The organism is Pontibacter sp. HSC-36F09 (assembly GCF_024171605.1).
Taxonomy (GTDB): Bacteria; Bacteroidota; Bacteroidia; order Cytophagales; family Hymenobacteraceae; genus Pontibacter.
Genome location: NZ_JALKAA010000002.1, coordinates 136204 through 161185, shown reverse-complemented (window position 1 = coordinate 161185; position 24982 = coordinate 136204). Strand labels below are relative to the sequence as shown.

The window sequence follows — 24982 nt, the reverse complement described above, 5'->3', positions numbered from 1 at the left end:
TTAGCTGGAAAGATTCAAAAGTAATATAAAATAACAAGCGCTTATACCTATTCAAAATCAGATCATTATGAAGCAGCTCAACCGTCGTACAGCCAGTTTGCCAAAGCGGCATCCGGTTAAGGTTTTACAATTCGGAGAGGGAAATTTCCTCCGTGGTTTCGTAGACTGGATCATCGACCTGCTAAACGAACGCACCAATTTCGATGGGCAGGTACATATCGTGCAGCCGCTGGATAAAGGAATTGTGCATCTGCTCCAACTGCAGGAGGGACTGTACCACGTTTTGCTGGAAGGTATACAAGGCGGCAAAACCACCCGCGAACTACGTCTGATCAGCTGCATCGCGGATGCTACCAACCCTTATGAAAACTACAAGGCTTACCTGGCTTTGGGCGAAAATCCAGAGCTGCAGTTCGTCATTTCCAACACCACAGAGGCAGGTATCGCTTTCGATGAAGCCGATACAGGTATGGAAAGCTTGCCGAACAGCTTCCCGGGTAAACTGACTGCACTGCTTTATCATCGATTTAAGCATTTCAATGGCGCTTCAGATAAAGGGCTATACCTGATTCCCTGCGAACTCATCGAAAAAAACGGGGAGGCTCTGCGCGATGCCATTTTAGCTTATGCCAAACACTGGAGTTTGCCTACCGAATTCACAACCTGGATTGAGCACCACAACTACTTCTGCAACACACTGGTTGACCGCATTGTGCCGGGCTTCCCGAAAGACAACATACAAGAGATTCAGCAGGAAATTGGCTATCACGATAATCTGGTGGTAAAAGCAGAGCCTTTCCACCTTTGGGTGATCGAAGCACCGGAAGCTGTTAGAGCCGCCTTCCCAACCAACGAAGCAGATTTGCAGGTAAAATTTGTAGAGGACCTAACACCTTACCGTACCCGCAAAGTACGCATCCTGAACGGGGCGCATACGGCGTTGGTACCAGTGGCTTATCTGCAGGGTCTGCGCACCGTGCGTGACGCTATAGAAGACGAAAAGGCCGGCAGTTTCATTAGGAAAGCTATTTTTGAAGAGATCATCCCGACGCTGGACCTGGCTCAGGGAGAGCTGGAGCAATTCGCCAATGATGTGATCGAGCGTTTCCAGAACCCGTTCATCCGCCACGAACTGATCAGCATTTCTCTCAATTCCTTGTCGAAGTATAAGGTGCGCGTATTACCGTCAGTGCTGGAGTACCACAAACGCAAAGGTCAATTACCGAAACGGTTGCTACAGTCATTAGCCGCCATGATCCTCTTCTATAAAGGGGAATGGAATGGCGAGAGTATTCCGCTGAACGATACGCCAGAAGTGCTAGCTTTCTTTGGGAAGGCATGGCAGCAGGAATCAACTGAAGAGGTGGTAACTGCCGTGTTGGCTAACAAAGACTTCTGGGAGATGGACCTCACGGAAATCCCGGGACTCGCAGACTTAGTAACAACTGAGTTGAAGGCCTTGCAGCTGGCCGAGAAGCAGGCAAATATAGTGTAGAAGCACCAAGTATGGCCTAGTTATACTTGTATTGGTAAGCTATACCTACATTAAATTGGAAGACTCATAACCTGAGTCTTCATCTATACATCAGAATTTAATAGGCGCATTGCCTATACCATACCATGAAAACGATTACAGACACTTACACCGTTACCCCATTTCTGGACGAAAACTTTCTGTTACAGACAGAGACGGCGCGCAGGCTATACCATGAGCATGCCAAAGACATGCCCATCATTGATTACCACTGTCACCTCTCGCCGCAGGACATTGCCAACAACCGCAAGTTCCGAAGCCTGACTGAGATCTGGCTGGAGGGCGACCACTACAAGTGGCGAGCCATGCGCACCAACGGTGTGCCGGAACGTTTCTGCACCGGCGATACCGACGATTATGCCAAGTTTGAGAAGTGGGCCGAAACAGTGCCCTACACCATGCGCAATCCGCTTTACCACTGGACGCACATGGAACTCAAGCGCCCTTTCGGCATCGACACCATCCTGAAGCCGGAGACGTCACGTGAGATCTACGATGCCTGCACCGAGATGCTGCAGACAGACGAGTACAGCGTACGCGGCATCCTCAAAAAGATGAACGTAGAGATCATCTGCACCACCGACGACCCGATCGATACGTTGGAATATCATCAGAAAACCAAAGCCGACAATTTTGGTATACAGGTACTTCCGGCCTTCCGCGCCGACAAAGTACTGGCCATTGACGATGAAGCCGTGTTCCTGCCATACCTGCAGAAACTAGCCGAAGTCTCAGGTATAGCCATCGACAATTACCAGGGTTTGCTGGATGCCCTGCAGCAGCGCCATGACTTCTTTCATGAGAATGGCTGTCGCCTTTCGGATCATGGTCTGGAGAAGATCTATGCAGAAGCCTATACTGAGCAGGAAGTAAAGGCCATTTTTGAGAAAGCGCTGCAAAAGCAGTCGCTCACGAAAGAAGAGGTGCTCAAGTTTAAGTCGGCGATGCTGATGCAACTGGCCCTGATGGACCACGCCAAAAACTGGACGCAGCAGTTCCACCTCGGGGCGCTGCGAAACAACAACACCCGCATGATGCGTGAACTGGGTCCGGATACTGGCTTCGATTCAATCGGAGACTTTGATATAGCCCGTCCGCTGGCCAGGTTCATGGACAAGCTGGACAACTCGAACCAACTGGCCAAAACGATCCTCTACAATCTGAACCCAAGCCAGAACGAGCTATACGCCACCATGATCGGCAACTTCAACGACGGCAGCACACCGGGCAAGATCCAGTACGGTTCGGCCTGGTGGTTCCTCGACCAGAAAGACGGTATGGAGCGCCAATTGAACGCACTGAGCAACATGGGCCTTTTGAGCCGCTTTGTAGGTATGCTCACCGACTCGCGCAGTTTTCTCTCTTACCCGCGCCACGAGTACTTCAGAAGAATCCTGTGCAACATGATCGGCAACGACGTGGAAAACGGTGAGCTGCCGGCCAGCGAAATGGCCTGGCTAGGCCAGATGGTGGAAGATATTTGCTACAACAACGCCAAGTCATATTTTAACTTCTAAACAGGTATGGGCAAGGTACTTTCTTTTGGCGAGTTGCTCCTCCGGATATGCCCTGACGAGGACGGACAGTGGCTCCGTGATAACAGCCTCCCCTTCTTCGTTGGCGGTGCAGAGGCCAACGTGGCGACGGCGCTGGCCCTGTGGGGTGTTCCTTCTGCATACCTGACCGCCCTGCCTGACAACTTTGTGGCAGAGCAACTAGTCGGCTACCTCAACAACCGCCAGGTGCAGACGGATAATATTGTCTACCAGGGCAATCGGGTTGGCCTGTACTATCTGCCCAAAGGAAAAGACCTGAAAAATACCGGCGTGATCTACGACCGGGCTGGGTCGGCTTATGCCGACCTGAAGCCGGGCATCATCGACTGGGAGAGCGTATTTGAGGGTGTGAGCTGGTTTCATTTCAGCGCCATCTGCCCCGCTATTAACCAATCCGTAGCCGACGTGTGCGAGGAGGCCCTGAAAGTAGCGGTGCAGAAGAACATCACCATCTCACTGGACCTGAACTACCGTGCTAAGCTCTGGCAGTACGGCAAAGAGCCAGCGGAAGTAATGCCTGTCCTGGCACAGCACTGCAACCTGATCATGGGCAATATCTGGGCGGCCAACAAAATGCTGGGTGTACCTTTGGATGAAGCCCTTATCACGAATCTGGATAAAGAGGATCTGCAGGAGCACGCCACCCTGACTTCCAAGGCTATTCTGGAAAAATTCCCGAAGTGCCGCACCGTAGCCAACACCTTCCGATTTGATTATCAGCAGGGCATTCGGTATTTTACTACCTTGTTCGAAGCGGGTACACTGTATACCTCGCACGAGTACCAGGTAGAGCAGATTCTGGACAAAGTGGGAAGTGGCGACTGCTTTATGGCAGGTCTGATCTACGGTTTCTACCACCAGCTCCCCCCTACCGAAACGGTTGACTTTGCCACAGCAGCTGCCTTCAAAAAACTGTTTATTCCGAGCGATGCCACGACCAGCACAGTGGCGGAGATCAACGATACCGTCTTAGCCCATGCAAACTAAAGAAAACGCCCTAAGGGGCATCCTGGAGCAGGGTCTGTTGCCACTGTTCTTCTACGAGGATCCGGAAGTAAGTCTGGAGGTCGTGAAGACGCTTTACAAGGCTGGCATCCGCACACTGGAATACACCAACAGAGGACCGGCGGCACTCGAAAACTTCAAATTTCTCAAAAAAGAACTCAACGAGCTATACCCTGACCTGCACCTCGGCATCGGCACCATTAAAACCACTAATCAGGCTGAAGCTTTTATAGAGGCCGGCGCAGATTACATCGTGTGCCCTATCGTGAACCCAGCCGTGGGCAACCTGACACATGAAGCCGGCCTGCTCTGGGTACCAGGCTGCTTTACCCCGACTGAAATACACACCGCCCAGCAGCACCGGGCGGCGCTGATCAAGATCTTCCCGGCCAATGTGCTGGGACCGGGCTATGTATCGTCTATCAAAGAGCTTTTCCCCGGGCAGCTTTTCATGCCAACAGGAGGTGTGGAGGTGGAAGAGGAAAACATCCGCACCTGGTTTAAGTCTGGCGTGTGCGCAGTAGGTATGGGCTCCAAGATGATCAGCAAAGTCATACTTGAAAACCGTGACTACACCAAACTGGAGGAGCTGACAAAACAAGCTATTGAGATCGTTAAAACTGTCAGGAAGAAGTGATGAAAAAGTTGCACCTATACCTCCTCTCCCGCTACGCTTACAGGTATAAGCGCTATGCATTTTTTGCTCCCCTACTGGCAATCTTGCTTGTTGCCAATTCCTGCCAGAAAATAAGCAAAACCACCGAAGTCAAACTAGCCCATACCCTCGAAGTAACACACCCCGTGCACAAAGCCATGGTTTATATGGCGGAGCGGGTAAAAGAGAAGTCAGGCGGCAAGATGACGATCGACATTTACCCCAGCTCCCAGCTCGGCAGCGAACGCGAAAGCATTGAACTCCTCCAGATCGGCAGCATCGGCATGACCAAAGTATCAGCCGCTGTGATGGAAAGCTTCTCCCCTAACTTCAAAGTACTCAGCCTGCCTTATGTGTTCCGGGACAAAGCGCATTACTACGACGTGCTGGACGGCAGCATCGGCGACGACCTGCTCGAAGAAGGAGAAAAATACTGGCTGCGTGGCCTCTGCTTTTACGATGCCGGCAGCCGCAGTTTTTACAGCACAAAGAAACCAATTGACACACCGGCCGACCTGCGCGGCATGACGATACGGGTACAGGCCAGCAATACTGCTTTTGGTATGATCAAGAGCTTTGGCGGAGCTGCATCGCCGGTATCGTGGGGAGAGCTCTACACGGCCCTGCAACAGGGGGTAGTAGATGGAGCGGAGAACAATCCGCCGAGCTTCTACCTGTCGCGCCACTACGAAGTGAGTAAATTCTATTCACTGAACGAGCATACCATGATCCCGGACATACTGCTGATCAGCACCGTGGTTTGGGAAAGCCTGACGCCGCAGGAGCAAGAGTGGCTGCAGGAGGCAGCTGAAGAATCTGCGCAGGTGCAGCGAGAACTGTGGGAAGAAGCTGAGATAGAAGCCCTTCAGGCGATAAAGGATGCAGGCGTAACGGTAAGCACACCAGATAAGGCGCCTTTCGCCAAACTGGTTGAGCCAATGTACGAGAGCTTCAAAAACGAGCCGGAGGTATACAGCCTGATCCAGCGCATCCGTCAGACGGGCAACCCAAAAGAAGCCATTGTAACTGTATCAAAACCCTAAAAACCAGCACCTATGAAAATCAGAGAGAAAATAGATAAGGCGTTATTCTGGTTACTTGTCAGTCTGATGAGTTTGATGGTACTGAATGTGCTCTGGCAGGTAGCTTCCAGGTACCTATTTAAGTCACCGAGCTCCTTTACCGACGAACTGGCCCGTTTCATCCTGATATGGGTTGGTTTGCTGGGTGCCAGTTACGTAGCTGGCAAAAAGATGCACCTGGCTATCGACATACTTCCCTCTAAAATGCATGGTAAAAAAGCACGCAACCTGAGCATTTTCACAAATTTAGTCGTAGCAGCATTCGCCTTTTTAGTGCTGGTGTGGGGCGGCATCAAGCTTGTTTACATTACCCTGAAACTGGAGCAAACATCCGCAGCCCTCAACATTCCGCTGGGTTATGTGTACACTGTGCTCCCGCTCAGTGGACTGCTGATCATCTACTACAGTCTGGTAAATATGCGTCAGCAAGGCGCAGAGCCAGAAGAAATTGGAAAAGAATTGGCCTAGCAACAAACAAATTAATAAAAGGAGCTTATGGAATTTATTGAGATCATCGTACTGATTGTCAGCTTTCTCTTCCTGCTGATCATCGGTGTCCCCATTGCCTTTTCCATTGGTATATCTGCCCTGCTCACCATGCTGGTTAGCATTGCGCCTGTACCTGCTTTCACCACATTGGCCCAGCGCCTGGCTACCGGCCTTGACAGCTTCGCCCTGTTGGCTATACCTTTCTTTATATTGGCCGGTCAACTGATGAACCGGGGCGGTATAGCCACACGTCTGATTGATTTTGCCAAAAGTATGGTCGGTACACTTCCTGGTGGACTAGCCTACGTGAATATTGTAGCCAATATGCTGTTTGGTGCCATTTCAGGATCAGCGGTAGCAGCTGCCTCTGCTATTGGCGGCATCATGAACCCGCGTATGGTCAAGGAGGGCTATTCCAGATCCTTTAGCGCCGCTGTGAACATCACTTCGGCCACAACGGGTATGATCATTCCTCCAAGCAATATCCTGATCGTGTACTCCCTGGCAAGCGGTGGCGTATCGATTGCCGCCCTGTTTGTGGCTGGCTATGTACCGGGTTTGCTGTTGGGTTTCTCACTGATTGGCATGGCTGGCTTTATGGCCTACAAGAACAAATACCCGGTAGGCGATCGCATTCCGCTAAGCGTGGTCCTCAAAAAGTTGATCGACGCTCTGCCAAGTCTTTTCCTGCTCTTTATCGTGATCGGTGGCATTATAGCAGGTGTTTTCACAGCGACAGAGGCCTCGGCTATAGCAGTGCTCTATACCGTAGTGCTGTCGATGGTGGTATACCGCGAGGTGAAAGTAGCCGATTTGCCAGAAATCCTGATCACGACCGTAATCACCACAGCCATTGTGATGCTGCTCATCGGCACCTCCATGGGTATGTCCTGGGTGATGTCGTTTGAAAATATACCTCAGGCAGTAAGCGAGGCACTACTCTCTATCAGCGACAACAAGATCGTCATCCTGATCATCATCAACCTGATCCTGCTGTTTGTGGGCATCTTCATGGACATGACACCTGCTGTGCTCATATTTACTCCTATCTTCCTGCCAGTTGTAACGGCTTTGGGCGTACATCCGGTGCATTTCGGTATTTTGATGGTGTTTAACCTTTGCATTGGCCTTTGCACCCCTCCTGTTGGTTCGGTGCTGTTTGTTGGCTGTGGAGTGGCAAATATCAGTATAAGTAAAGTGATCAAGCCGCTCATTCCGCTCTTCCTGGCTATGTTGGTGGCTCTTTTGCTGGTTACCTATATACCTGCCCTTAGCCTTTGGCTGCCGGAAGTATTCGGCCTATAGTATATGGCTACAAGATAACGGGCTATGCTGAAGAAGTCAGTGTAGCCCGTCGTCCTATTGACCACCTTTAAGCAGTTAAATTTCATTTTATGCTTTTACTAGGTATAGACATTGGCACCTCATCCATCAAAGTATCTGTTGTGGATGCCCAGACGCAGGCGTGTTTGGCTTCGGCGCAATACCCGGAAGAGGAATCCGACATCATCTCCCCGCGCGCAGGCTGGGCTGAGCAGTCACCGGAGATGTGGTGGGAGCACGCCAAGGCCGCCCTGCAGAAAGCCAATGCCACGGGCATGTATAACTCGCAGGAAATCGGCGCCATCGGCATTGCCTACCAGATGCACGGCCTGGTGGTGGTGGACCACAAGCAGCAGGTGCTGCGCAACGCCATCATCTGGTGCGACAGCCGCGCTGTGGAGATCGGCAACAAGGCTTTCAAAGCCATCGGCGAGGAACGGAGCCTGGCCCGCCTGCTCAACTCCCCGGGCAACTTCACGGCCTCCAAACTGGCCTGGGTAAAGGCCAACGAGCCGGAGCTGTACTACAATATCGACAAGATCATGCTACCCGGCGACTACGTGGCCATGAAGCTGACGGGCAGCATCACCACCAGCGTATCGGCGCTGTCAGAGGGCGTGTTTTGGGATTTTCAGGAGGACCAGCTCTCGGAGGATGTGCTCAACTACTACCGCTTCGACAAAAACCTGATACCTGTCATCCACCCTGTTTTCTCCGAGCACGGCACCGTGAGCAAAGCGGTGGCCGATGAACTGGGGCTGAAAGCAGGTATACCGGTGACCTATAAATCGGGGGATCAGCCCAATAATGCGCTGTCGCTGAACGTGCTCAAGCCTGGCGAAGTGGCCGCCACCGCCGGTACCTCCGGCGTCATTTATGGCGTAAGCGACAAACTGATTTATGACCCGCAGTCGCGCGTGAACACCTTTGCCCATGTCAACTACGCCGGTGACGAAAAACGGCTGGGCGTGCTGCTGTGCATCAACGGCACGGGCAGCCTCAACCGCTGGATCAAAAACATTGCTGGCACAGGTACAAGCTACGCCGAGATGAACCAACTGGCTGCTGCTATACCTGTCGGCAGTAACGGGCTGCGGGTGATTCCGTTCGGCAACGGAGCCGAGCGTATGCTCAATAACAAAATCGTGGGCACCCACTTCCACCATATCGACCTGAACCTGCACACCAAAGCGCATTTGTTCCGGGGCGTGCAGGAGGGCATCGCCTTCGCCTTCCGCTACGGGTTGGACATCATGCGCGAGAGCGGTATGAACCCCAATATCATCCGGGCCGGCAAAGCCAACCTCTTCCTGAGCGACTCCTTTACCGAAGCTTTCGTGAACGCCACGCACGTACCGGTGGAACTCTACCAGAACGACGGCAGTGTGGGCGCTGCCCTGGGCGCAGGCATCGGCGTGAAAGCCTTTCAATCAGAAGAAGAAGCCTTCACCAACAGCAAGCGCCTGCAGGTGGTGGAGCCTAAAGCCATCGAAGCCTACGAGCCGGTGTACCAGGAGTGGAAGGCGCTACTGGAGAAACAACTCAACGACGCATAACCTTCATTGCAAACAAGCTAACACTTATACCTTATGGCAAACCATACCTTATCCCAGACAGAATATTTCAAAGGCATCGGCAAGATCAAGTTCGAAGGACTCGAGTCGGACAACCCGCTGGCCTACCGCTGGTACGACGAGCACCGCGTGGTGGCCGGTAAAACGCTGAAAGAGCACCTACGCTTTGCGGTGGCCTACTGGCACTCCTTCAACGCCGATGGTTCTGATCCTTTTGGTGGCCCGACGCTCAGGTTTGGCTGGAACAAAAAAGAAGACGTGATCGGCAGAGCCCAGGACAAAATGGACGCCGCTTTCGAGTTCAGCACCAAGCTGGGGCTACCTTACTACTGCTTCCATGACGTGGACGTAGTGGACTATGGCAACGACATTCGGGAGAACGAGCGCCGGCTGCAGACCATGGTGGAGTACGCCCGGCAAAAGCAGCAGGAAACAGGTATAAAACTGCTGTGGGGCACGGCCAATGTGTTTTCGCACAGCCGCTACATGAACGGTGCCTCCACTAATCCTGACTTCCACGTGCTCACCCATGCCGCCGCTCAGGTAAAAGCTGCACTGGATGCCACCATTGCCCTGAACGGAGAGAACTACGTGTTCTGGGGTGGCCGCGAAGGCTACATGACCCTGCTCAACACGGACATGAAGCGCGAACAGGAGCACTTTGCCCGCTTCCTGCACACGGCCAAAGACTATGCCCGCAGCCAGGGCTTCAAAGGCACTTTCTTCATCGAGCCGAAGCCGATGGAGCCGACCAAGCACCAATACGACTACGACGCTGCTACCGTAATCGGTTTCCTGCGCCGGTACGATCTGCTGGGCGACTTTAAACTGAACATTGAAGTGAACCACGCCACGCTGGCTGGCCATACCTTCCAGCACGAGCTGCAGGTGGCTGCCGATGCTGGTATGCTGGGTTCTATCGATGCGAACCGCGGCGATTACCAGAACGGCTGGGACACCGACCAGTTCCCCAACAACATCAACGAGCTGACCGAGGCCATGCTCGTGTTCCTGGAGGCCGGGGGCGTGCAGGGAGGCGGCATCAACTTCGACGCCAAGATCCGCAGAAACTCTTCCGACCCGGCCGACCTGTTCTACGCCCACATCGGGGGGGCCGACACTTTTGCCCGCGCCCTGATCACGGCCGACAACATCCTGCAAAACTCCGACTACAGGAAGATCCGCAAAGAGCGCTACGCCTCGTTTGACAGCGGCAAAGGCAAAGAATACGAAGAAGGCAAACTGACGCTGGAAGAACTGCGCAACTACGCTATCGTGCATGGGGAGCCCGAAGTGAGAAGCGGCCGCCAGGAGTACCTGGAGAACCTGATCAACCGCTTTATCTAAAAAGCTGGGAGCTAAACATCAACCCCTTACTCACTTCCTTATGATAAAGAACGAAACAGCGGCGGCGGAGCAGAACCTCCCCTACATCGCCGGCATCACGTTAATCGCCACGCTGGGCGGACTCCTTTTTGGGTACGACACAGCCGTAATATCAGGCGCCGAGAAATCAGTACAGCAGTACCTAATCACGAGCCAGGGACTGAGCACCTGGGTACACGGGGCGACTATTTCCAGCGCCTTGATTGGGTGTATCATCGGAGGTGCCATTTCAGGGTTCTTCTCTTCTGGCATCGGCAGAAAAAAGACACTGATCCTGGCGGCAGTCCTGTTTTTTCTCTCGGCGCTGGGCTCTGCCTATCCTGAGTTTTTGTTCTTTAACCAGGGCGAGCCGACCATGGGCCTGTTGTACATGTTCAACTTCTACCGCATCATCGGCGGCATAGGCGTTGGACTGGCTTCTGCGGTTTGCCCCGTATACATCGGGGAGATTGCGCCGGCCAACCTGCGCGGCCGCCTGGTGTCACTCAACCAGTTTGCCATCATCTTCGGGATGCTGGTGGTCTACTTTGTCAACTGGGGCATTGCCAGCGGACAGTCGCCTGAGTGGCTCAACGAAGTGGGCTGGCGCAGGATGTTTTTATCAGAGGCTATACCTGCCGGCTTGTTTGGGGTGTTGCTCTTTTTCGTGCCCGAGTCGCCGCGCTACCTGAGCATGGCAGGCCGCGACAGCGAAGCCCTGCAGATCCTGACAAAAGTAAACGGCCCCTCACGCGCCAGCCTTATTCTGGCAGACATCAAAAACACGGTGGAGCACCACTCTGGCAAACTCTTGTCATATGGCAAAACGGTGATCGTGATTGGCATTCTGCTCTCGGTTTTCCAGCAGTTTGTAGGCATCAACGTGGCCCTGTACTACGCGCCGCGCATCTTCGAAAGTATGGGCGCCGGCAAGGATGCCTCGATGCTGCAGACCGTGGTAATGGGCATCATTAACGTGATCTTCACCGTGGTGGCCATTCTGACAGTAGACCGGTGGGGCCGAAAACCGCTACTGATGGTGGGTTCGGTCGGGATGGCCATTGGCATGTTCGCCATTGCAGGCCTTTCCTATTTCGAAGTAATCGGCATCAGCACGCTCGTGTTCATCATCCTCTATACCGCCTCATTTATGATGTCGTGGGGGCCGATCTGCTGGGTGCTGATCTCCGAGATTTTCCCCAACAAGATCAGGGGCAAAGCCGTGGCGGTGGCGGTGGCCGCGCAGTGGGCAGCCAACTACTTTATCTCCTCTACTTACCCTTCCATGATGGAGTTCAGCGGGGCCTTCACCTATGGCTTTTATGGGGTGATGAGCGTGCTCTCGCTGCTCTTTGTCTGGAAGATGGTGCCGGAAACCAAGAACAAGTCGCTCGAGGAAATGGAGGCGCTGTGGACGGGCGAGGCCGCGCTCGCGCAGCATAAGGCAGTACCGATAGCTGCCAAAACGAAGGCATAGCGCCCCATAGCTCTTGGTTGATTTTTTGAAATAGTCTGTCAGGTATAGGAGGAGTGCTTCTTCCGACTGCCTGGCAGACTTCTTTTTTAAATCACCTTTAACCGGACACAAAAAAAGGAGCTTTATCAGCTCCTTATATCTATGGTGCGTTGGTATACTTACCAAATTTTACTGCGTGGCGTACTTGGATTTTATCAGCTCCACCATTTTCCTGCAGTGCTCTTTGTCACCGTTGTTTACGAATAGTCGCCAGAGCCCTTCCACGAGCAGCATCAGAACTTCTGATTCCAATTCAGGATCTTTGTAGCCCAGCTCTCTGAATGCTTGCACCAGCTTCTGCATCACCGAATGGGTATAGCGGTTGTGGTGCTTTTGTGCGATCTCCTCATCAACAAGACGAAATTGCATACGCCAGAAATTTCGTTCGTCCTCTACTAAGCGCTGCGGCATATCCAGCACACTATTGATCAGTTTCAGCGGCTCATTTTCCATGGCCAGGCCTTTGCTTTTGTCTGTAATACGCCTGTAACCAGCCTTGATCACCTCTTCCAGTAAGTTTGCCTTGTTAATGTAGTGCTTAAAAATGAGCCCTTCGGACACATCGGCTTCTTTGGCGATAAGACTCGTGGGAGTAGCCTCGTACCCCCGATCGGCAAACAAGTCTAAAGCTGTTTCTAAAATATGCTCTTTCTTTGATTTAGACATTCTGGTGAAAGACTAATGGTTTCTAAGAGAATGCAAACAGAAGTGCACTGGCAGCGAAATCTGAAAGCACCTGAATTGATTTTATGCAAAAATAAGGGCTTGACCGTCAAACTAAAAGCCCGCTGCCTGTAAGCAGAATAAATTTAAAGATTATTTAATAATAAACTACCCTCAGGCTGCCCTTAATCGCGCCTTATACCTGCTGCTCCTGACTGCGGCTTTTACTTTATTTGCTACTCCCAAAAAATAACCCCACTGGTTTGTCTCCAGCGGGGCTCTTATGGTATGCAAAACTAGCAACTGCCAAGTTATACCCTATCTCAGCAAGTTGCGACTGACCTATCGCATCAAAAACCGGAAGCGTTCAATGTTACGGGTGGCGATGCCGGTGCCCCGCACCACTGCGCGGAGCGGGTCTTCCACAACGTGGGTTGGCAGTTTCGTTCTGGCGGAAATCCTTTTATCCAGGCCGCGCAGTAAAGCGCCGCCACCGGTCAGGTAAATGCCTGTCTGGTGGATGTCTGCCGAGAGTTCGGGCGGGGTCATTTCCAGGGTCTTCATCACGGCCTCTTCTATTTTGGCCAACGAGCGGTCCAGGAAAAAAGCGACATCCGAATACGATACGTATACCTGTTTCGGCAAGCCGGTCAGCAGGTCGCGGCCCTTGATACCGACGTCTTCCGGCGGATTCTGCAATTCAGGTAGCGCCGCCCCAACTTCCAGCTTAATCCGGTCGGCGGTGGACTGCCCGATCAGCAGGTTATGGTGCTTGCGCATGTAATGCACAATGTCGGCGGTAAAGCTTTCTCCCGCCACCTTCAGGGACTGGTCACAGACAATTCCGCTCAGGGCAATCACGGCAATTTCGGTGGTGCCACCGCCAATGTCGACGATCATGTGCCCGTTCGGCTCCTCTACGTCCAGCCCGATACCAATGGCGGCGGCAATCGGTTCGTGCACCAGGTATAGCTCCCTTGCCCCGGCAATAACGGCGGAGTCGCGTATGGCGCGTTTCTCTACTTCAGTTATACCAGAGGGCACACAAATCACCATCCGGAACGAGGATCCGAATTTTCTTTTACCTCCATTGATCATCTCCAGCATGCCCTTCATCATATGTTCTGCCGCATGAAAGTCAGCGATCACGCCGTCCTTCATGGGCCGCACAATGCGGATGTCCTCATGCGCTTTCCCCTCCATCTGCATCGCCTTCCGGCCAATCGCCAACACTTTGCCCGATGATCTGCTGTAGGCTACAATGGACGGCTCGTCCACCACTACCTTGTCGCCCTGCATGACCAGAAAATTGGCCGTGCCCAAATCGATGGCAATATCCTCTCTAAAAAAATCTAAAAAACCCATTCTCTATGGCGTAAAAATTCTTCTCCGACAAACCCGCGGACTAAAGGTTAAGATTGCCTGCAGCTTCGGGTTGATACAACACCTCCATGATCTCGTACACGATTGTACCTTTTGGCCCCGGTCGCTCTACTTTGTCGCCGACTTTGCAACCCAGGATGGCCGAGCCCACAGGCGCCAATACCGAGATTTTGAACTTAGAAAGGTCCGCGTCTTTTGGGTATACAACAGTAAGCTCCATCTGGGCTCCGCTCTTCAGTTCTGTCAGCTTCACCAGCGAGTTCATGGTCACTACATTTTCCGGAATCTCTTCAGACGCCACCACTTTGGCTTGTTTCAGCTCCTGACTGAGCGCTTCTACGGTATGCGCACCGCTTATCGCACGCTGTGCCTGTACCAGGCTGTGAAGTCGTTGGAAATCTTTTTCAGTTAGATAAATCGGGTTCATATATTTTTAAATTTTAAAGCTTTATAAAATCATGCAGGTATAGCGTCCTGCCCGGCCCCAGCGGCGAACGCTAAGTCTCCAGGGCTAGTCGCGTGGAGACGAATAAAAAAGGCAAACACACAAAAACTCCCTTACCTGCGGCCTTTGCGCTTAGTAAAGGTGTTCTGTGAAATAGCGAATTTTAGAATTTTAAACAGGAATAACCTGTGAGAAGGTATGGTGGCTTTCGCCCGGGGCCGGAGGTTTCCGGCTTAGTTAATGAAGGCCTTGGGAGTTGTATAAAAGAAAAGACAATAACCATTCAGCACATCACTTTGAGATACGTGATGCGATGCCGCTACAAAGCCTGTAAGCGGCTCTGAAAAGAGATGAATTGTTCTATTGGGTGGCAGCACGGTTCTGATAGTAATCTTTCAAAGTAACGGAAGAAACCCCATAAAAGCAAGGAAACAACCACTTTACCCCCTATACAGCAGGTATAGCGTGTCGTCCGCCTGCTAAAACAGAAACAGCTGCAGTCGAGCCAGAACTGGTTATACCTAACTTCTTGCGTAACCTCCCCAAAGCCTCTCCGCCATATCCCATTAAGGTATAGGAAAACCACAGGTTGGTGTTGAGGTCGTGGGAGCAGGTTAAATGGTGATTGGCTTGTAGCTTAAACTGCCTTATCTTCGTTGGTTTGAATGCGTATGCGCCTCCCCGGCAATGGCATTCATGCTGACCACCCTTAATCGCGCAGGCAAGATTATGATAGAGCTTTCGGCACAGGACTTCACAAGAATTTTGGACCTTCTGGGGACTTTCGCGTTTGCCGTGAGTGGTATCCGCTGGGCTGCTAACAAGCAGTTCGATTGGTTTGGGGCTTATGTCATTGGTCTTGTAACTGCTATTGGTGGCGGCACAACCCGGGATCTGCTGCTAAACGCACCGCCTTTCTGGATGCAGAATGCCAGTTACCTGATCGTAACAGGTATAGCGCTGCTGTCCACGATCGTATTCCGGACTCAGCTTTTCCGCTGGGGCAGGGCCTTGTTTCTGTTCGACTCTATCGGGTTGGGCTTGTTTACAGTGGTCGGGATAGGAAAAAGCCTGGAGGCGGGGCTGCCCTTTTGGGTATGCATTATGATGGGGACCATTACCGGCACAGTGGGTGGGGTCATCCGGGATGTTTTGCTCAACGAAATGCCGCTCCTGTTTCGGAAAGACATTTACGCCCTGGCCTGTATATTGGGTGGCATCGTTTATATGATCAGCTATCAGTACGACCTGTCCATCTCCATTACTGAACTCCTGGCTGCTCTCACCGTCATCCTGATCCGGATAGTGGCGGTGCGCTACCATATCCAACTGCCTTTTCTAAATCCCGTTGATTCGGAGCGCGGGAGCAGACACAAAAAGGAATAGCTGTTACCGGGAGTGGCTACAGTAATCGGTTGTTTGTGACTTCCCCAATGGTTATGCTTTGCGGATCTACCACGACCTGCAGTGGTGGGCGCCCTGGCTGAGTAGCCTCTATTTTGGTGCTGTAGAGCGATACGGGCACAAACGCTCTGATCTTAGCCTCCTGCGCCGCCAACTCTTTGATAAGGGCCTGGGCCTCGGCCGTGTTTTTATCAGCGTTTGTTTTGTTCTCAACAAATTGCTTTAACGAATCAAAATCCACCTGCTGCTCGTCGGCCAGGGCAGACTCCGTTACCTGCGCCTTTTTGCGCACATCATAAGTAGCCTGTAGCTTTTCTCTGAGTTCCAGAATTCTGTAGCTGCAAAAGTAAAATTGGTCCTGTGTCATTTCTGTGAGTTAAGCAAGGTTGTACATGATGGGGTTGTAGCGCTGAACCAGGTCTTCGATGGTGATCAGTTGTACGCTTTGTACCAGCGTGGCTCTTAACCCGCCTATCATAACCGATTCGACTGAGGCGTCTAGTATGAGATAGTGCTCTTCTACCGCATCCTTTTCCTCAAACATAACAGAGTAAAACCGGTGCCCTGCTTCACGACTGTGCAGCTGTATCAGACCTCCTTCAATTATTCCATCCGTCACGAACGGCACAGCTATGCCGTTTATGAAGCTGATATGGTATGCGTTATTCTTCAATAACCGCTTGTTTATGAGCATCAGGTTCTGATTGTCTTCAAAACTAATCAATTCGATAATGCCCGGCTTTCTTCCCAGTAGTTCAGTAAGGTAAGCGGCATAGTCGCTGTAGTTAACGTTGTCATATTTCATGGTTAAAGTTTTAACAGCGGGACGAGTAAAAGCGGGGCAGCCAGACGGCTTGTCGATTTTGGCCATCGGGCCGGGTGGACGTTGAGACTACGTAACAAGTGTTAAGCCCTTAATAGTTTAGAAATCAACGGTATTCTTCTGTGCAAAACAAGAAAGCTATACCTACTCCGTGTCGGCAGAAAGCGGTAAAAACCAACTATGTGCCCTGAGACGGCAACGAAGGGCTTTTAAAATATAAATGTCTTATTATCAATAATTTACGCTTAACGCATTTGTTTAACCGTATACTATAGTAGGATAATAGAACCTACCTTTTCCTGCCAACATGAAAAACAAAACCCTTTTTATGACGCTGCTCATCGGAACGCTGCTGCTAGCCTCTTCCCATACCTTCGCTCAGACAACGCAAACAGAGCAGGAGCGCAAAACTGAACAGCAGAAAGCAAAAGCGGAAGCTGACAAGCAGCGCCTTGATGACACCTCTGACCTGAGAAAAGAAACGAAGGCTGACGCACGCGAAGCCAAGGCAAACGCCAAAGAAGCCAAGCGCATCGACAAGGAGGCTGCCTATGCGGCCAAGCATGCAAAACGTGCCGACCGGATGGAAGCAAAGGCACAGCGGAACCGCAAAGAGGCTGACAAACAGTCTAATAAAGCTGCCAAAGCCAACCAGAAGTCAGATCTTAATTAGCACAATAAAGCTTAGCTATACCGTCATGGAAAATAAATATCCTGAGGGGTCTATCGTGTATGCCAAAGTAAACCCTGGCCTGAAACTGGCGGTGAGACGCTACGCCAGGCGCATCTATTACTGCACCAACCTGGAGCACCCCCTGGCAAAAGAGCTTGTGTACTATGAGCGGGAATTGATGGACGGCCATACGGCGGTGGGCAATTAGCCTGCCCACGAGTGGTTACTTGCAGCGCTCCCTATCCCCCAAAGGCTTCGATTATTAGTATAGGTATGGAGCACTTTGCAGCGCCTGACAGGTATAGTCGACCTCAATCTGTAGCAGCTTGAGCCATGCAAAACAAAGATGATGCACATAATGCATGGCTTCGCTGGCCGAAATAACAGCGGTCGCCATGTAAGACAGGAGTGTGAGGCAAGCCGCCAAAGAGGCCGTGAATTTGCTGGTGGTGTTGAGCAGGGCATTGTAGGCTCCACCGTTCAGGAGCAGGGCGCCCACCACCTCCCCGTAGATAGACCAGAAAAGAAAAAGAACACTGCCCACCATCAGCAAGGCAATCCAGGCGTATTGACCGGAATAAATGATGGCCAGCGCGGATGCATATAGGCAGGAAGTGATGATATCGTTTCTGCAGATAGCTGTAGCGTCCAGTTCTCATAGTATAGGCGGGTGCGATGCAGCCACCGCGGTGAGAGTTTCCTGCTGCATAGGGCCTTTATAATAATACCATACAGTTTACGGCCTTTGCAGCTGGAGATGTTAACAAATCACAATGTATATCCCTTCCATGTGAATGAAGCTGCCGCCGGCTTTAAACATCGTTATATTAAAACATTTCCTTTTGCTTCCGGACTTCTTGTAAGATTCCGGTTTGCTATACCTATTACCAATCGTGACGGCAAGGCTCAGCGTTAAAAGGACCTGATTTTAGCAGCGTTATACACCCGCTTCTAATTAGACTTATTAAAGCAGTTTTTGATCTGAGTAAAGATAGTAACCCATAATTTCACAAAAGTAATACTTCAAGCTGGCATAAAAGGAATGAATTCTGTAGTTTTAAACATGCTACAAAGAATCAACCTCACTCCTCTCAGAGACTTTTTAAAATCCGGATCAGCGGGCGGCTTTATCTTAATGGCCTGCGTTCTACTATCTCTACTTATCGCAAACTCCCCTCTTGGGCCAGGCTTCGAACGCCTTCTCGCACACCAAATCGGGTATGAGTCGGAAGCGCTGCAGTTAAGGTACCCTGTGCTGCTGTGGGTCAATGACGGCCTGATGGCCATCTTTTTCCTGCTGGTAGGCCTGGAAATAAAACGGGAACTGGTTGAAGGGGAACTGTCTTCTTTTAAGCAGGCCGCTCTACCCATATTTGCCGCCATCGGCGGAATGTTGGTGCCAGCCGCTGTTTATACCTTGTTCAATCTAGGCACCGCTACTGCAAATGGCTGGGGTATCCCTATGGCAACCGACATTGCCTTTGCCATTGCCGTGATTACCCTCCTGGGCAAAAGGGTGCCGCTTTCTTTAAAAGTATTCTTAATGGCACTGGCCATTGTTGATGATCTGGGAGCTATTGTGGTGATCGCCGTATTCTACTCAAACGAAATGCACCTGAACTACCTGCTGTATGCGGCAGGGGTATTCGCTTTGCTGATCGTCTTTAACCGAATGGGCGTAAAGAACATATGGCTATACCTGCTTCCCGGCGTCGTGATATGGTACTTTATCCATCACTCAGGTATACACGCCACCATTGCCGGTGTACTGACCGCCCTGACTCTACCTACTACGCCTGACGAAAAGGAATCTCCGCTTGAGAAACTGGAGCATGCCCTGGTCAAGCCTGTCAACTTCCTGATCATGCCTATTTTTGCTTTGGCTAACACGAATATCACGTTTGAGGCGAGCATGCTCGATGGCCTAACCAGTACCCTGGGTCTGGGCATTATTTTCGGCCTGTTGATTGGCAAACCGATCGGCATTGTCTTGTTCTCGTGGCTGTCGGTGAAGCTAGGTATAAGCTCGTTGCCCGCAGGCACCAAATGGTTACAGTTCGTGGGCTTAGGCTTACTGGCAGGTATCGGGTTTACCATGTCCATCTTCATTGCCCTGCTCTCTTTTGATGATCCGGCCTTTCAAACGCAGGCCAAGTTCGCCATACTTGTCACATCCATTATAGCGGGTGTGTCAGGCTACCTGTTCCTGAGCAGGATGGGTGCCAAGAACGAGCTTTCTGAGGTGCCTATCACCCGAGAAGCGCCAGTCCCGCAAGAAGGTAATCCGATAGCATAAGTACCCGCTCGGGATATTTGCTATTGTTACCAAGCTGCCTGAAAACAAATAAGGCCTTGCAAGTTGTATACCTGCAAGGCCTTATTTGTTTTAGATGTGGCTTTGGATCAACTGTTTTACCAGCGTTACCTTATAAAACTAAAAGCCCCTGCACAGGGCGTACAGGGGCTTTTAGATACTAATTGTGGAGATGCAGGGATTCGAACCCTGGTCCAGACAAGGAAACCGACGGGCTTTCTACATGCTTAGACTTATTCGGATTGTCGGGAGCTTGCAAGTATAAGTCAAACTTATGCGCACTCCTTAGATGCTTTATTTCGCCTGTGCACCGCACCTTTACACAGACTAGTCAATCGAGTCGAAGCCTCTGATGTGCAAGCAGATTCACGAAACCTGCACGAGACTATGGCTAGTGCTTAATACCTAGATTAAGCAGCCATGGCGTAGTTATATTCGCCAGTTATTGTTCGAACGGATTTTTAACAGGTGGTACGTTCATCACCCGACATGCTTACACGCAATCTGCACAAGCTGTCAATTCCAGTCATCCCCGTAAGTTAAAGAACGAATTCTTTTATTCTATAATTCAAGAAGTATGCCACAAAGCTACACTTTTTTCGACATATCTTCATCAGTTAACTGCTTATAAAACACGTTACCCACACGGTTTAGTTTCGTTTTAAGGAATAGAATAACAGACCAGCCGCCCTCTTTTTACATTCTCTCCAATAGCTACTGATTATCAATACGCTATGCGCATACTGTTGCTATACCTACTCTAACAACCAATGGGAACAGCAACCGTTACAAGGTCAATATCGTGCTTTCTCTATCTTATCACGAAATAGCATTCCCTATGACAAGGAGTATTCTGGAGCAGCAGGTAACTGACATGTTGTCAACAGCCGGCATCACCGTGAACGGCCCTAACCCCTGGGATATTCAGGTCCATGATAACCGCTTTTATAAGCGTGTGCTCAGCCAGGGCTCGCTCGGGCTGGGTGAGTCGTACATGGATGGCTGGTGGGATTGCCACCGGATAGATGAGTTTGCGAACAAAGCCATACGGGCAGACTTGTACAGAAATGCCCGGTTCGGGTGGCGCACTGTGCTGGAGGTGCTCCTGGCTAAAGTAATTAATCTGCAACCCAAAGGCAAAGCGGCCCGCAACGCCCAGCGCCACTACGACATCGGCAATGGCCTGTACCAGCGCATGCTCGACAAGCGCCTGGTCTATAGCTGCGCCTACTGGAAAGATGCCGGCAACCTGGACCAGGCACAGGAGCACAAATTAGACCTGGTGTGCAGGAAACTACGTCTGCAACCTGGACAACGGGTGCTCGACATTGGCTGCGGCTGGGGGAGCTTTGCCAGGTATGCAGCTGAAAGGTATGGCGTTGAGGTCGTAGGTATAACAGTTTCAAAAGAACAGGCGGCACTGGCCCGTGAGCTTTGCAAAGGCCTGCCCATCGAGATCAGGCTGCAGGACTACCGAGACGTTCGCGAGCAGTTTGACCATGTGGTGTCGATCGGGATGGCAGAGCATGTGGGCTACCGCAACCACCGCACCTATATGCAAACGGCTGCCCGCTGCCTTAAAGACGACGGCCTGTTCCTGCTGCACACCATTGGCGTCAACTTTTCCAAAACCTCCCCTGATCCTTTCATCGACAAGTATATCTTTCCCAACTGCCTGATCCCTTCGCTGCGGCAGCTCACTACTGCCATGGAGCATGTTTTTGTGGTGGAAGACCTGCACAACTTCGGCCCTGACTATGACCATACCCTAATGGCCTGGCACCAGAATTTCAACCGGCACTGGCCCGAACTGCAGGGGGAATACGGAGAGCGTTTCAACCGCATGTGGAATTACTATTTGCTTTCCAGTGCAGGTTCCTTCCGGTCACGCAACAACCAGCTGTGGCAGTTCGTGCTTTCCAAAAAAGGTATACCGGGCGGCTACGAAGCAGTGCGTTAGGTATAGCTAACAGGTATACGCTATACCTAAAAAAAAGCAAAGGCCGGTGAAATCAATCACCGGCCCCGCCTCGTTAGGATAGTTAAACACGCATTATTTCTGCATCACAATTCGGATGAAGGAAACACCTTCATCTGTCACCAGTCTGGCGATATACATGCCGTTTGACAGCCTGCCCTTCTCGAACTGATAAACTTTATGCTCTCCTGCTCTGCCATTGCCCTGTGCCAGCACAGTTACCACGGTACCGCGCATATCCAGCACTTCCAGTTTGTAGCTTCCATCCTGTGTCAGCGTGAAACCAATGTCCGTTCTGGCACCGAATGGGTTAGGAACAGCACGCAGAGCCATTTTCTCAGCGCTGATCTCAGCTTTGGCAGTTGCAGTAGCCGTAGCAGCCAGTCCGCAGTTACCCAAGGCTCCCTTGGCAGCGGTCAGCAGGTATGGCACTGCATTCGGAGCCACGCACTCTGCCACCCCATCTACACATACCAGCACTTTGCTTTTCTTCTTGCCATCGCCGCAACGCACATCTACCACCGTAATCGTGATCGACTGATGTTTGATACAGCCATCGCCGTTTACAGCACGCACCGTGAAGGTATAAGTTCCGGCCTCTTTTGGCGTGAAGATCACACTGGCGCCTGTCGTTGCGCTCAGGCCTTCTGCTCCGCTCCAGGTATAGTCGTTGTCAGCATCGCCGCCTGCCTGCAAGCGCACATTCTGCGGACCGTAACCCAGGTATAGGTTAGAGGCAACACCACCGGTATACACATTAGAAGTTGCTACTGCCTCTAGGGTAAGCGGCGTAGTACAGGCGTAAGTTTCCGGCAGATCATTAGCCTCCACCTGGTCAAAGCGATTAAGATTAGAACCCTGGCTGGCACTGTAGCCCAAGCCTCTTCTGGCAAACACTTTCCAGATCAGCTCCTGGTTGGCACCTTCGTAATTCTGGCGGTCAGCCAGCAGGATTGCATCACGACCATCTACAAAACCTGGGCGGCAGACCTGCAGTTTCAGACCGTCGATCACCAGCTGCATGGCCATGTTGTTGCCTCCTTTGCCATTGTACAGGTCTTCATCGAAACCATATTTGTCGATCATGGCCCAGGTCAAATCCCACAGCATGGTAGACCACACAAAGCCAATACCGTGCGGCTGGCTGATGGCCGCATTGTTGGTGGAAGCGTAGGTATGTGGGTTGATGCCAAAATCAGTGGAGTAAGGTGCAGGGCGTATACCGTTTCCATCAGTTGCCTGTCCTTGTGCATATGTACCGATGCCGCGCTTTTTGCTGCCTGTATCACCTGGCTTCATGGTCATCATCAGGCCGAACCAGTCGCTCCAACCCTCGCCCATCTGCTCAGCATTGCTAAGGCAACCCGTTACGGTGCGGCCACCGGTTAAGCGGTTGGAGATGCCATGGCCATACTCGTGCACGATGATGCCATTGTCGAAATCACCGTCCAGTTCTGGTCTTCCGTCGTCCTTCAGGCGAACGATCACTTCTTCACCAGCATCTAAGCGGGCTCTGAGAAGCGCGCCTGCCTCCTGGCTGATCATCACAGCCGGTATAGTGATCGGCATAGTCGGCGTTCCACCCATCGCAATCGGATCTCCGGGAGCGTTATTGATTACGATCACGGCAATAGCACCAGCTAGTTGGGCCGCTTCAACTTTCTCCGTAAACGGACAGTTTCCTCTATACGCTACCGCAATGTTACCAGCCACAGCGGCAGTATTTGTCAATACGCCACAGCCTTCCTGCGGTACATTGCTCGTACCTTGTCCTACCACCAGTTTACCTACTACAGGATCTGAAGTGAGTTTGCGTGCCCATGCCGCTTCTGTTGCCGGGTAGCTGCCAGCCACTGAAGATGGCGAGGATACCGATACCATGTCGGGGTCTGGTGGACTGCTCCACAGGTACATCTGCATGCGGGGCGCAAAGCCGTCGGCTGGTGTGGAGAAGTTGGCGTTGTTGCGCGAAGTACCGTTGCGGTTGTCTTGGGCTTCAGCTAGCACCGGGTCACCCTGTGACCCGCCTTTGCCATAGTTGTTGAGCTGGAAGTTACCGCTGGCCTCGTCGAAGCCGTACTGGTACCACACATCGTGGATCACGTTGTTCCAGTAAAACAGGTTAGTAATAGCCGCGTCGCGATTTGTTACTGGTTGCTGATTAAAGTCGATCGGGAAGTCGAAGCTCAGCTCCTGCCCACCATCGGGGCTGTAATTGGTGCTCCAGCTGTTATTATTGTTCGGGTCTTCGTAGGCGTACACGTTGTTGCCGCGTGTTCTGGTTTCGGTGTGCCAGCCTTGTGGCGACGCCAGTTGGTCGGCAGCAGAAGTGCTCACAATGGAACGGGGGCCATGAGTAGGGCTCTCTACAGGCATGGCAAATACGTTGTAGGCATTGGATACCCGCACGATGCTTGCCTGAGGAGCCGCTACATAAGGCGATGCGGTCCTGTGGCTGTGCTCGTCGTGCATAAATTTGCCTCCGGGACCGTCATTCTCGAACTGGCATTGCACCACCATGTTGTCTTTGTCCAGCACAGCGCCTGTCGTGGCATCCAGCCGGATGTTCCACCAGTTCTGAGCGTCCAGTTCATAGATCGATACTTCCCAGGCCAGGCGCAGGCTGCCGTCTTCCATGGGCTGGTAAACCAGCTTGGCAGGTATAGGCTCAAGTGAGATGCCGGCTTTGGAGAAAATAACGGCTCTGTTGCGGCCATTGCCGCGCTCCTGCACCGTCAGTTGTTCTTTCATGGCTATACCCAGATGCTGCGCCGCCGCTGCTACGGCTCCGGCGGCATCAAGGCCCGGCTGGTTTGATTTCACCCGCTTGCCCACCTGCTTCTGCATGCGGTTGCCCATTGTAATTACATGGCCCTCCTTGCTCATACTTATGTTGGTCACGGCGCCATGCACTTCAATCCCTCTGTAGAGTTGCTTGATGTACATGTGCTTCATGCCGCTTTTGAGGCTCTCGTTTTCGCTGGCCAACTCGAGTTCGGCAACGTCATCGTCTTCTAATTCGAGCTGCTTCTTATTTTTCTGAATGTGGTTGAGAGCAGCCTGCGGAACAGGCCTTTGGTCGGACCTCCCCTGCCCGTAGGCGGTAAAAGTACCGGACAGGAATACGACCAGCAGTAAGAGCTGCCAGTGCAGTTGTACACGTTTTTTCATGCGCTATATTTTTAAGAGTTAGACAATCG

22 protein-coding genes and 1 other RNA gene are annotated in these 24982 nt (G+C 51.8%); 15 read left to right on the top strand and 8 right to left on the bottom strand.

All coding sequences use genetic code 11. The features are described 5' to 3' along the window. Window positions 1–67: 67 nt before the first annotated feature. The 10 genes from L1278_RS06780 (at window position 68) to xylE (ending at window position 12060) form a co-directional block, all read left to right on the top strand. Complete coding sequence (locus tag L1278_RS06780; protein ID WP_253402221.1) at window positions 68–1495, top strand: tagaturonate reductase; 1428 nt, start codon at window positions 68–70, stop codon at window positions 1493–1495. Window positions 1496–1620: 125 nt separating this feature from the next. Then, on the top strand, window positions 1621–3051 hold the full coding sequence (uxaC, locus tag L1278_RS06775) for a glucuronate isomerase (RefSeq protein ID WP_253402218.1): 1431 nt from the start codon (window positions 1621–1623) through the stop codon (window positions 3049–3051). A gap of 6 nt (window positions 3052–3057) precedes the next feature. Continuing rightward, the gene (locus tag L1278_RS06770) at window positions 3058–4077 is read left to right on the top strand and encodes a sugar kinase (protein WP_253402216.1); all 1020 of its coding nucleotides are present in this window, start codon (window positions 3058–3060) and stop codon (window positions 4075–4077) included. Continuing rightward, a complete protein-coding gene (locus tag L1278_RS06765; protein WP_253402214.1) occupies window positions 4067–4732 on the top strand; it encodes a bifunctional 4-hydroxy-2-oxoglutarate aldolase/2-dehydro-3-deoxy-phosphogluconate aldolase in 666 nt (221 codons plus the stop codon). The genes L1278_RS06770 and L1278_RS06765 overlap by 11 nt, the downstream gene beginning before the upstream one ends. Beyond that, window positions 4732–5793: a TRAP transporter substrate-binding protein gene (locus L1278_RS06760; protein WP_253402212.1), complete on the top strand. Its 1062-nt coding sequence runs from the start codon at window positions 4732–4734 to the stop codon at window positions 5791–5793. Before L1278_RS06765 ends, L1278_RS06760 begins: the two co-directional genes overlap by 1 nt. 12 nt (window positions 5794–5805) lie before the next feature. Beyond that, complete coding sequence (locus L1278_RS06755; RefSeq protein WP_253402210.1) at window positions 5806–6300, top strand: TRAP transporter small permease; 495 nt, start codon at window positions 5806–5808, stop codon at window positions 6298–6300. A 27-nt stretch (window positions 6301–6327) separates the two neighbouring features. Next, window positions 6328–7626 carry a TRAP transporter large permease gene (locus L1278_RS06750; protein WP_253402208.1) on the top strand — a complete coding sequence of 433 codons (1299 nt, stop codon included), beginning with the start codon at window positions 6328–6330 and terminating at the stop codon, window positions 7624–7626. Between the two features lie 89 nt (window positions 7627–7715). Then, window positions 7716–9200 carry a xylulokinase gene (locus L1278_RS06745; RefSeq protein ID WP_253402206.1) on the top strand — a complete coding sequence of 495 codons (1485 nt, stop codon included), beginning with the start codon at window positions 7716–7718 and terminating at the stop codon, window positions 9198–9200. 33 nt (window positions 9201–9233) lie between these two features. Beyond that, the gene (gene xylA / locus L1278_RS06740; RefSeq protein ID WP_253402204.1) at window positions 9234–10565 is read left to right on the top strand and encodes a xylose isomerase; all 1332 of its coding nucleotides are present in this window, start codon (window positions 9234–9236) and stop codon (window positions 10563–10565) included. A gap of 40 nt (window positions 10566–10605) precedes the next feature. Next, window positions 10606–12060: a D-xylose transporter XylE gene (xylE, locus tag L1278_RS06735; protein WP_253402202.1), complete on the top strand. Its 1455-nt coding sequence runs from the start codon at window positions 10606–10608 to the stop codon at window positions 12058–12060. A 168-nt stretch (window positions 12061–12228) separates the two neighbouring features. Here xylE and L1278_RS06730 read toward each other — a convergent pair whose 3' ends face one another. The 3 genes from L1278_RS06730 to rnk form a co-directional block, all read right to left on the bottom strand. Next, on the bottom strand, window positions 12229–12765 hold the full coding sequence (locus tag L1278_RS06730; RefSeq protein ID WP_253402200.1) for a TetR/AcrR family transcriptional regulator: 537 nt from the start codon (window positions 12763–12765) through the stop codon (window positions 12229–12231). A 339-nt stretch (window positions 12766–13104) separates the two neighbouring features. Beyond that, the gene (locus L1278_RS06725; RefSeq protein WP_253402198.1) at window positions 13105–14127 is read right to left on the bottom strand and encodes a rod shape-determining protein; all 1023 of its coding nucleotides are present in this window, start codon (window positions 14125–14127) and stop codon (window positions 13105–13107) included. Between the two features lie 40 nt (window positions 14128–14167). Continuing rightward, complete coding sequence (gene rnk / locus L1278_RS06720) at window positions 14168–14572, bottom strand: nucleoside diphosphate kinase regulator (RefSeq protein WP_253402196.1); 405 nt, start codon at window positions 14570–14572, stop codon at window positions 14168–14170. 705 nt (window positions 14573–15277) lie between these two features. Between rnk and L1278_RS06715 the strand changes: the two genes are divergently transcribed. Beyond that, window positions 15278–15976 (top strand): trimeric intracellular cation channel family protein, encoded by a 699-nt coding sequence (locus tag L1278_RS06715; protein ID WP_253402194.1) that lies wholly within the window; start codon window positions 15278–15280, stop codon window positions 15974–15976. Between the two features lie 16 nt (window positions 15977–15992). Here L1278_RS06715 and L1278_RS06710 read toward each other — a convergent pair whose 3' ends face one another. Together L1278_RS06710 and L1278_RS06705 are read right to left on the bottom strand one after the other, a co-directional pair. Next, window positions 15993–16361: a hypothetical protein gene (locus tag L1278_RS06710; RefSeq protein WP_253402193.1), complete on the bottom strand. Its 369-nt coding sequence runs from the start codon at window positions 16359–16361 to the stop codon at window positions 15993–15995. 9 nt (window positions 16362–16370) lie between these two features. Then, window positions 16371–16799: a hypothetical protein gene (locus tag L1278_RS06705; RefSeq protein ID WP_253402191.1), complete on the bottom strand. Its 429-nt coding sequence runs from the start codon at window positions 16797–16799 to the stop codon at window positions 16371–16373. A gap of 325 nt (window positions 16800–17124) precedes the next feature. Here L1278_RS06705 and L1278_RS06700 point away from each other — a divergent pair, with 325 nt between their 5' ends. Next, window positions 17125–17490, top strand: a complete 366-nt coding sequence (locus L1278_RS06700; RefSeq protein ID WP_253402189.1) for a hypothetical protein — start codon at window positions 17125–17127, stop codon at window positions 17488–17490. A gap of 25 nt (window positions 17491–17515) precedes the next feature. Further along, a complete protein-coding gene (locus L1278_RS06695; RefSeq protein ID WP_253402186.1) occupies window positions 17516–17698 on the top strand; it encodes a hypothetical protein in 183 nt (60 codons plus the stop codon). Window positions 17699–17752: 54 nt separating this feature from the next. Here the strand turns inward: L1278_RS06695 and L1278_RS06690 are convergent, their stop codons facing one another. Beyond that, on the bottom strand, window positions 17753–18142 hold the full coding sequence (locus L1278_RS06690; protein ID WP_305884436.1) for a hypothetical protein: 390 nt from the start codon (window positions 18140–18142) through the stop codon (window positions 17753–17755). Between the two features lie 411 nt (window positions 18143–18553). Here L1278_RS06690 and nhaA point away from each other — a divergent pair, with 411 nt between their 5' ends. Continuing rightward, window positions 18554–19786 (top strand): Na+/H+ antiporter NhaA, encoded by a 1233-nt coding sequence (nhaA, locus tag L1278_RS06685; protein ID WP_253402182.1) that lies wholly within the window; start codon window positions 18554–18556, stop codon window positions 19784–19786. Window positions 19787–19968: 182 nt separating this feature from the next. Here the strand turns inward: nhaA and ssrA are convergent. Continuing rightward, window positions 19969–20338: a transfer-messenger RNA gene (gene ssrA, locus L1278_RS06680) on the bottom strand. Between the two features lie 304 nt (window positions 20339–20642). Between ssrA and cfa the strand changes: the two genes are divergently transcribed. Beyond that, a complete protein-coding gene (gene cfa, locus L1278_RS06675; protein ID WP_253402181.1) occupies window positions 20643–21764 on the top strand; it encodes a cyclopropane fatty acyl phospholipid synthase in 1122 nt (373 codons plus the stop codon). A 93-nt stretch (window positions 21765–21857) separates the two neighbouring features. Here cfa and L1278_RS06670 read toward each other — a convergent pair whose 3' ends face one another. Next, on the bottom strand, window positions 21858–24953 hold the full coding sequence (locus L1278_RS06670; protein WP_253402179.1) for a T9SS-dependent M36 family metallopeptidase: 3096 nt from the start codon (window positions 24951–24953) through the stop codon (window positions 21858–21860). Between the last annotated feature and the right edge of the window lie 29 nt (window positions 24954–24982).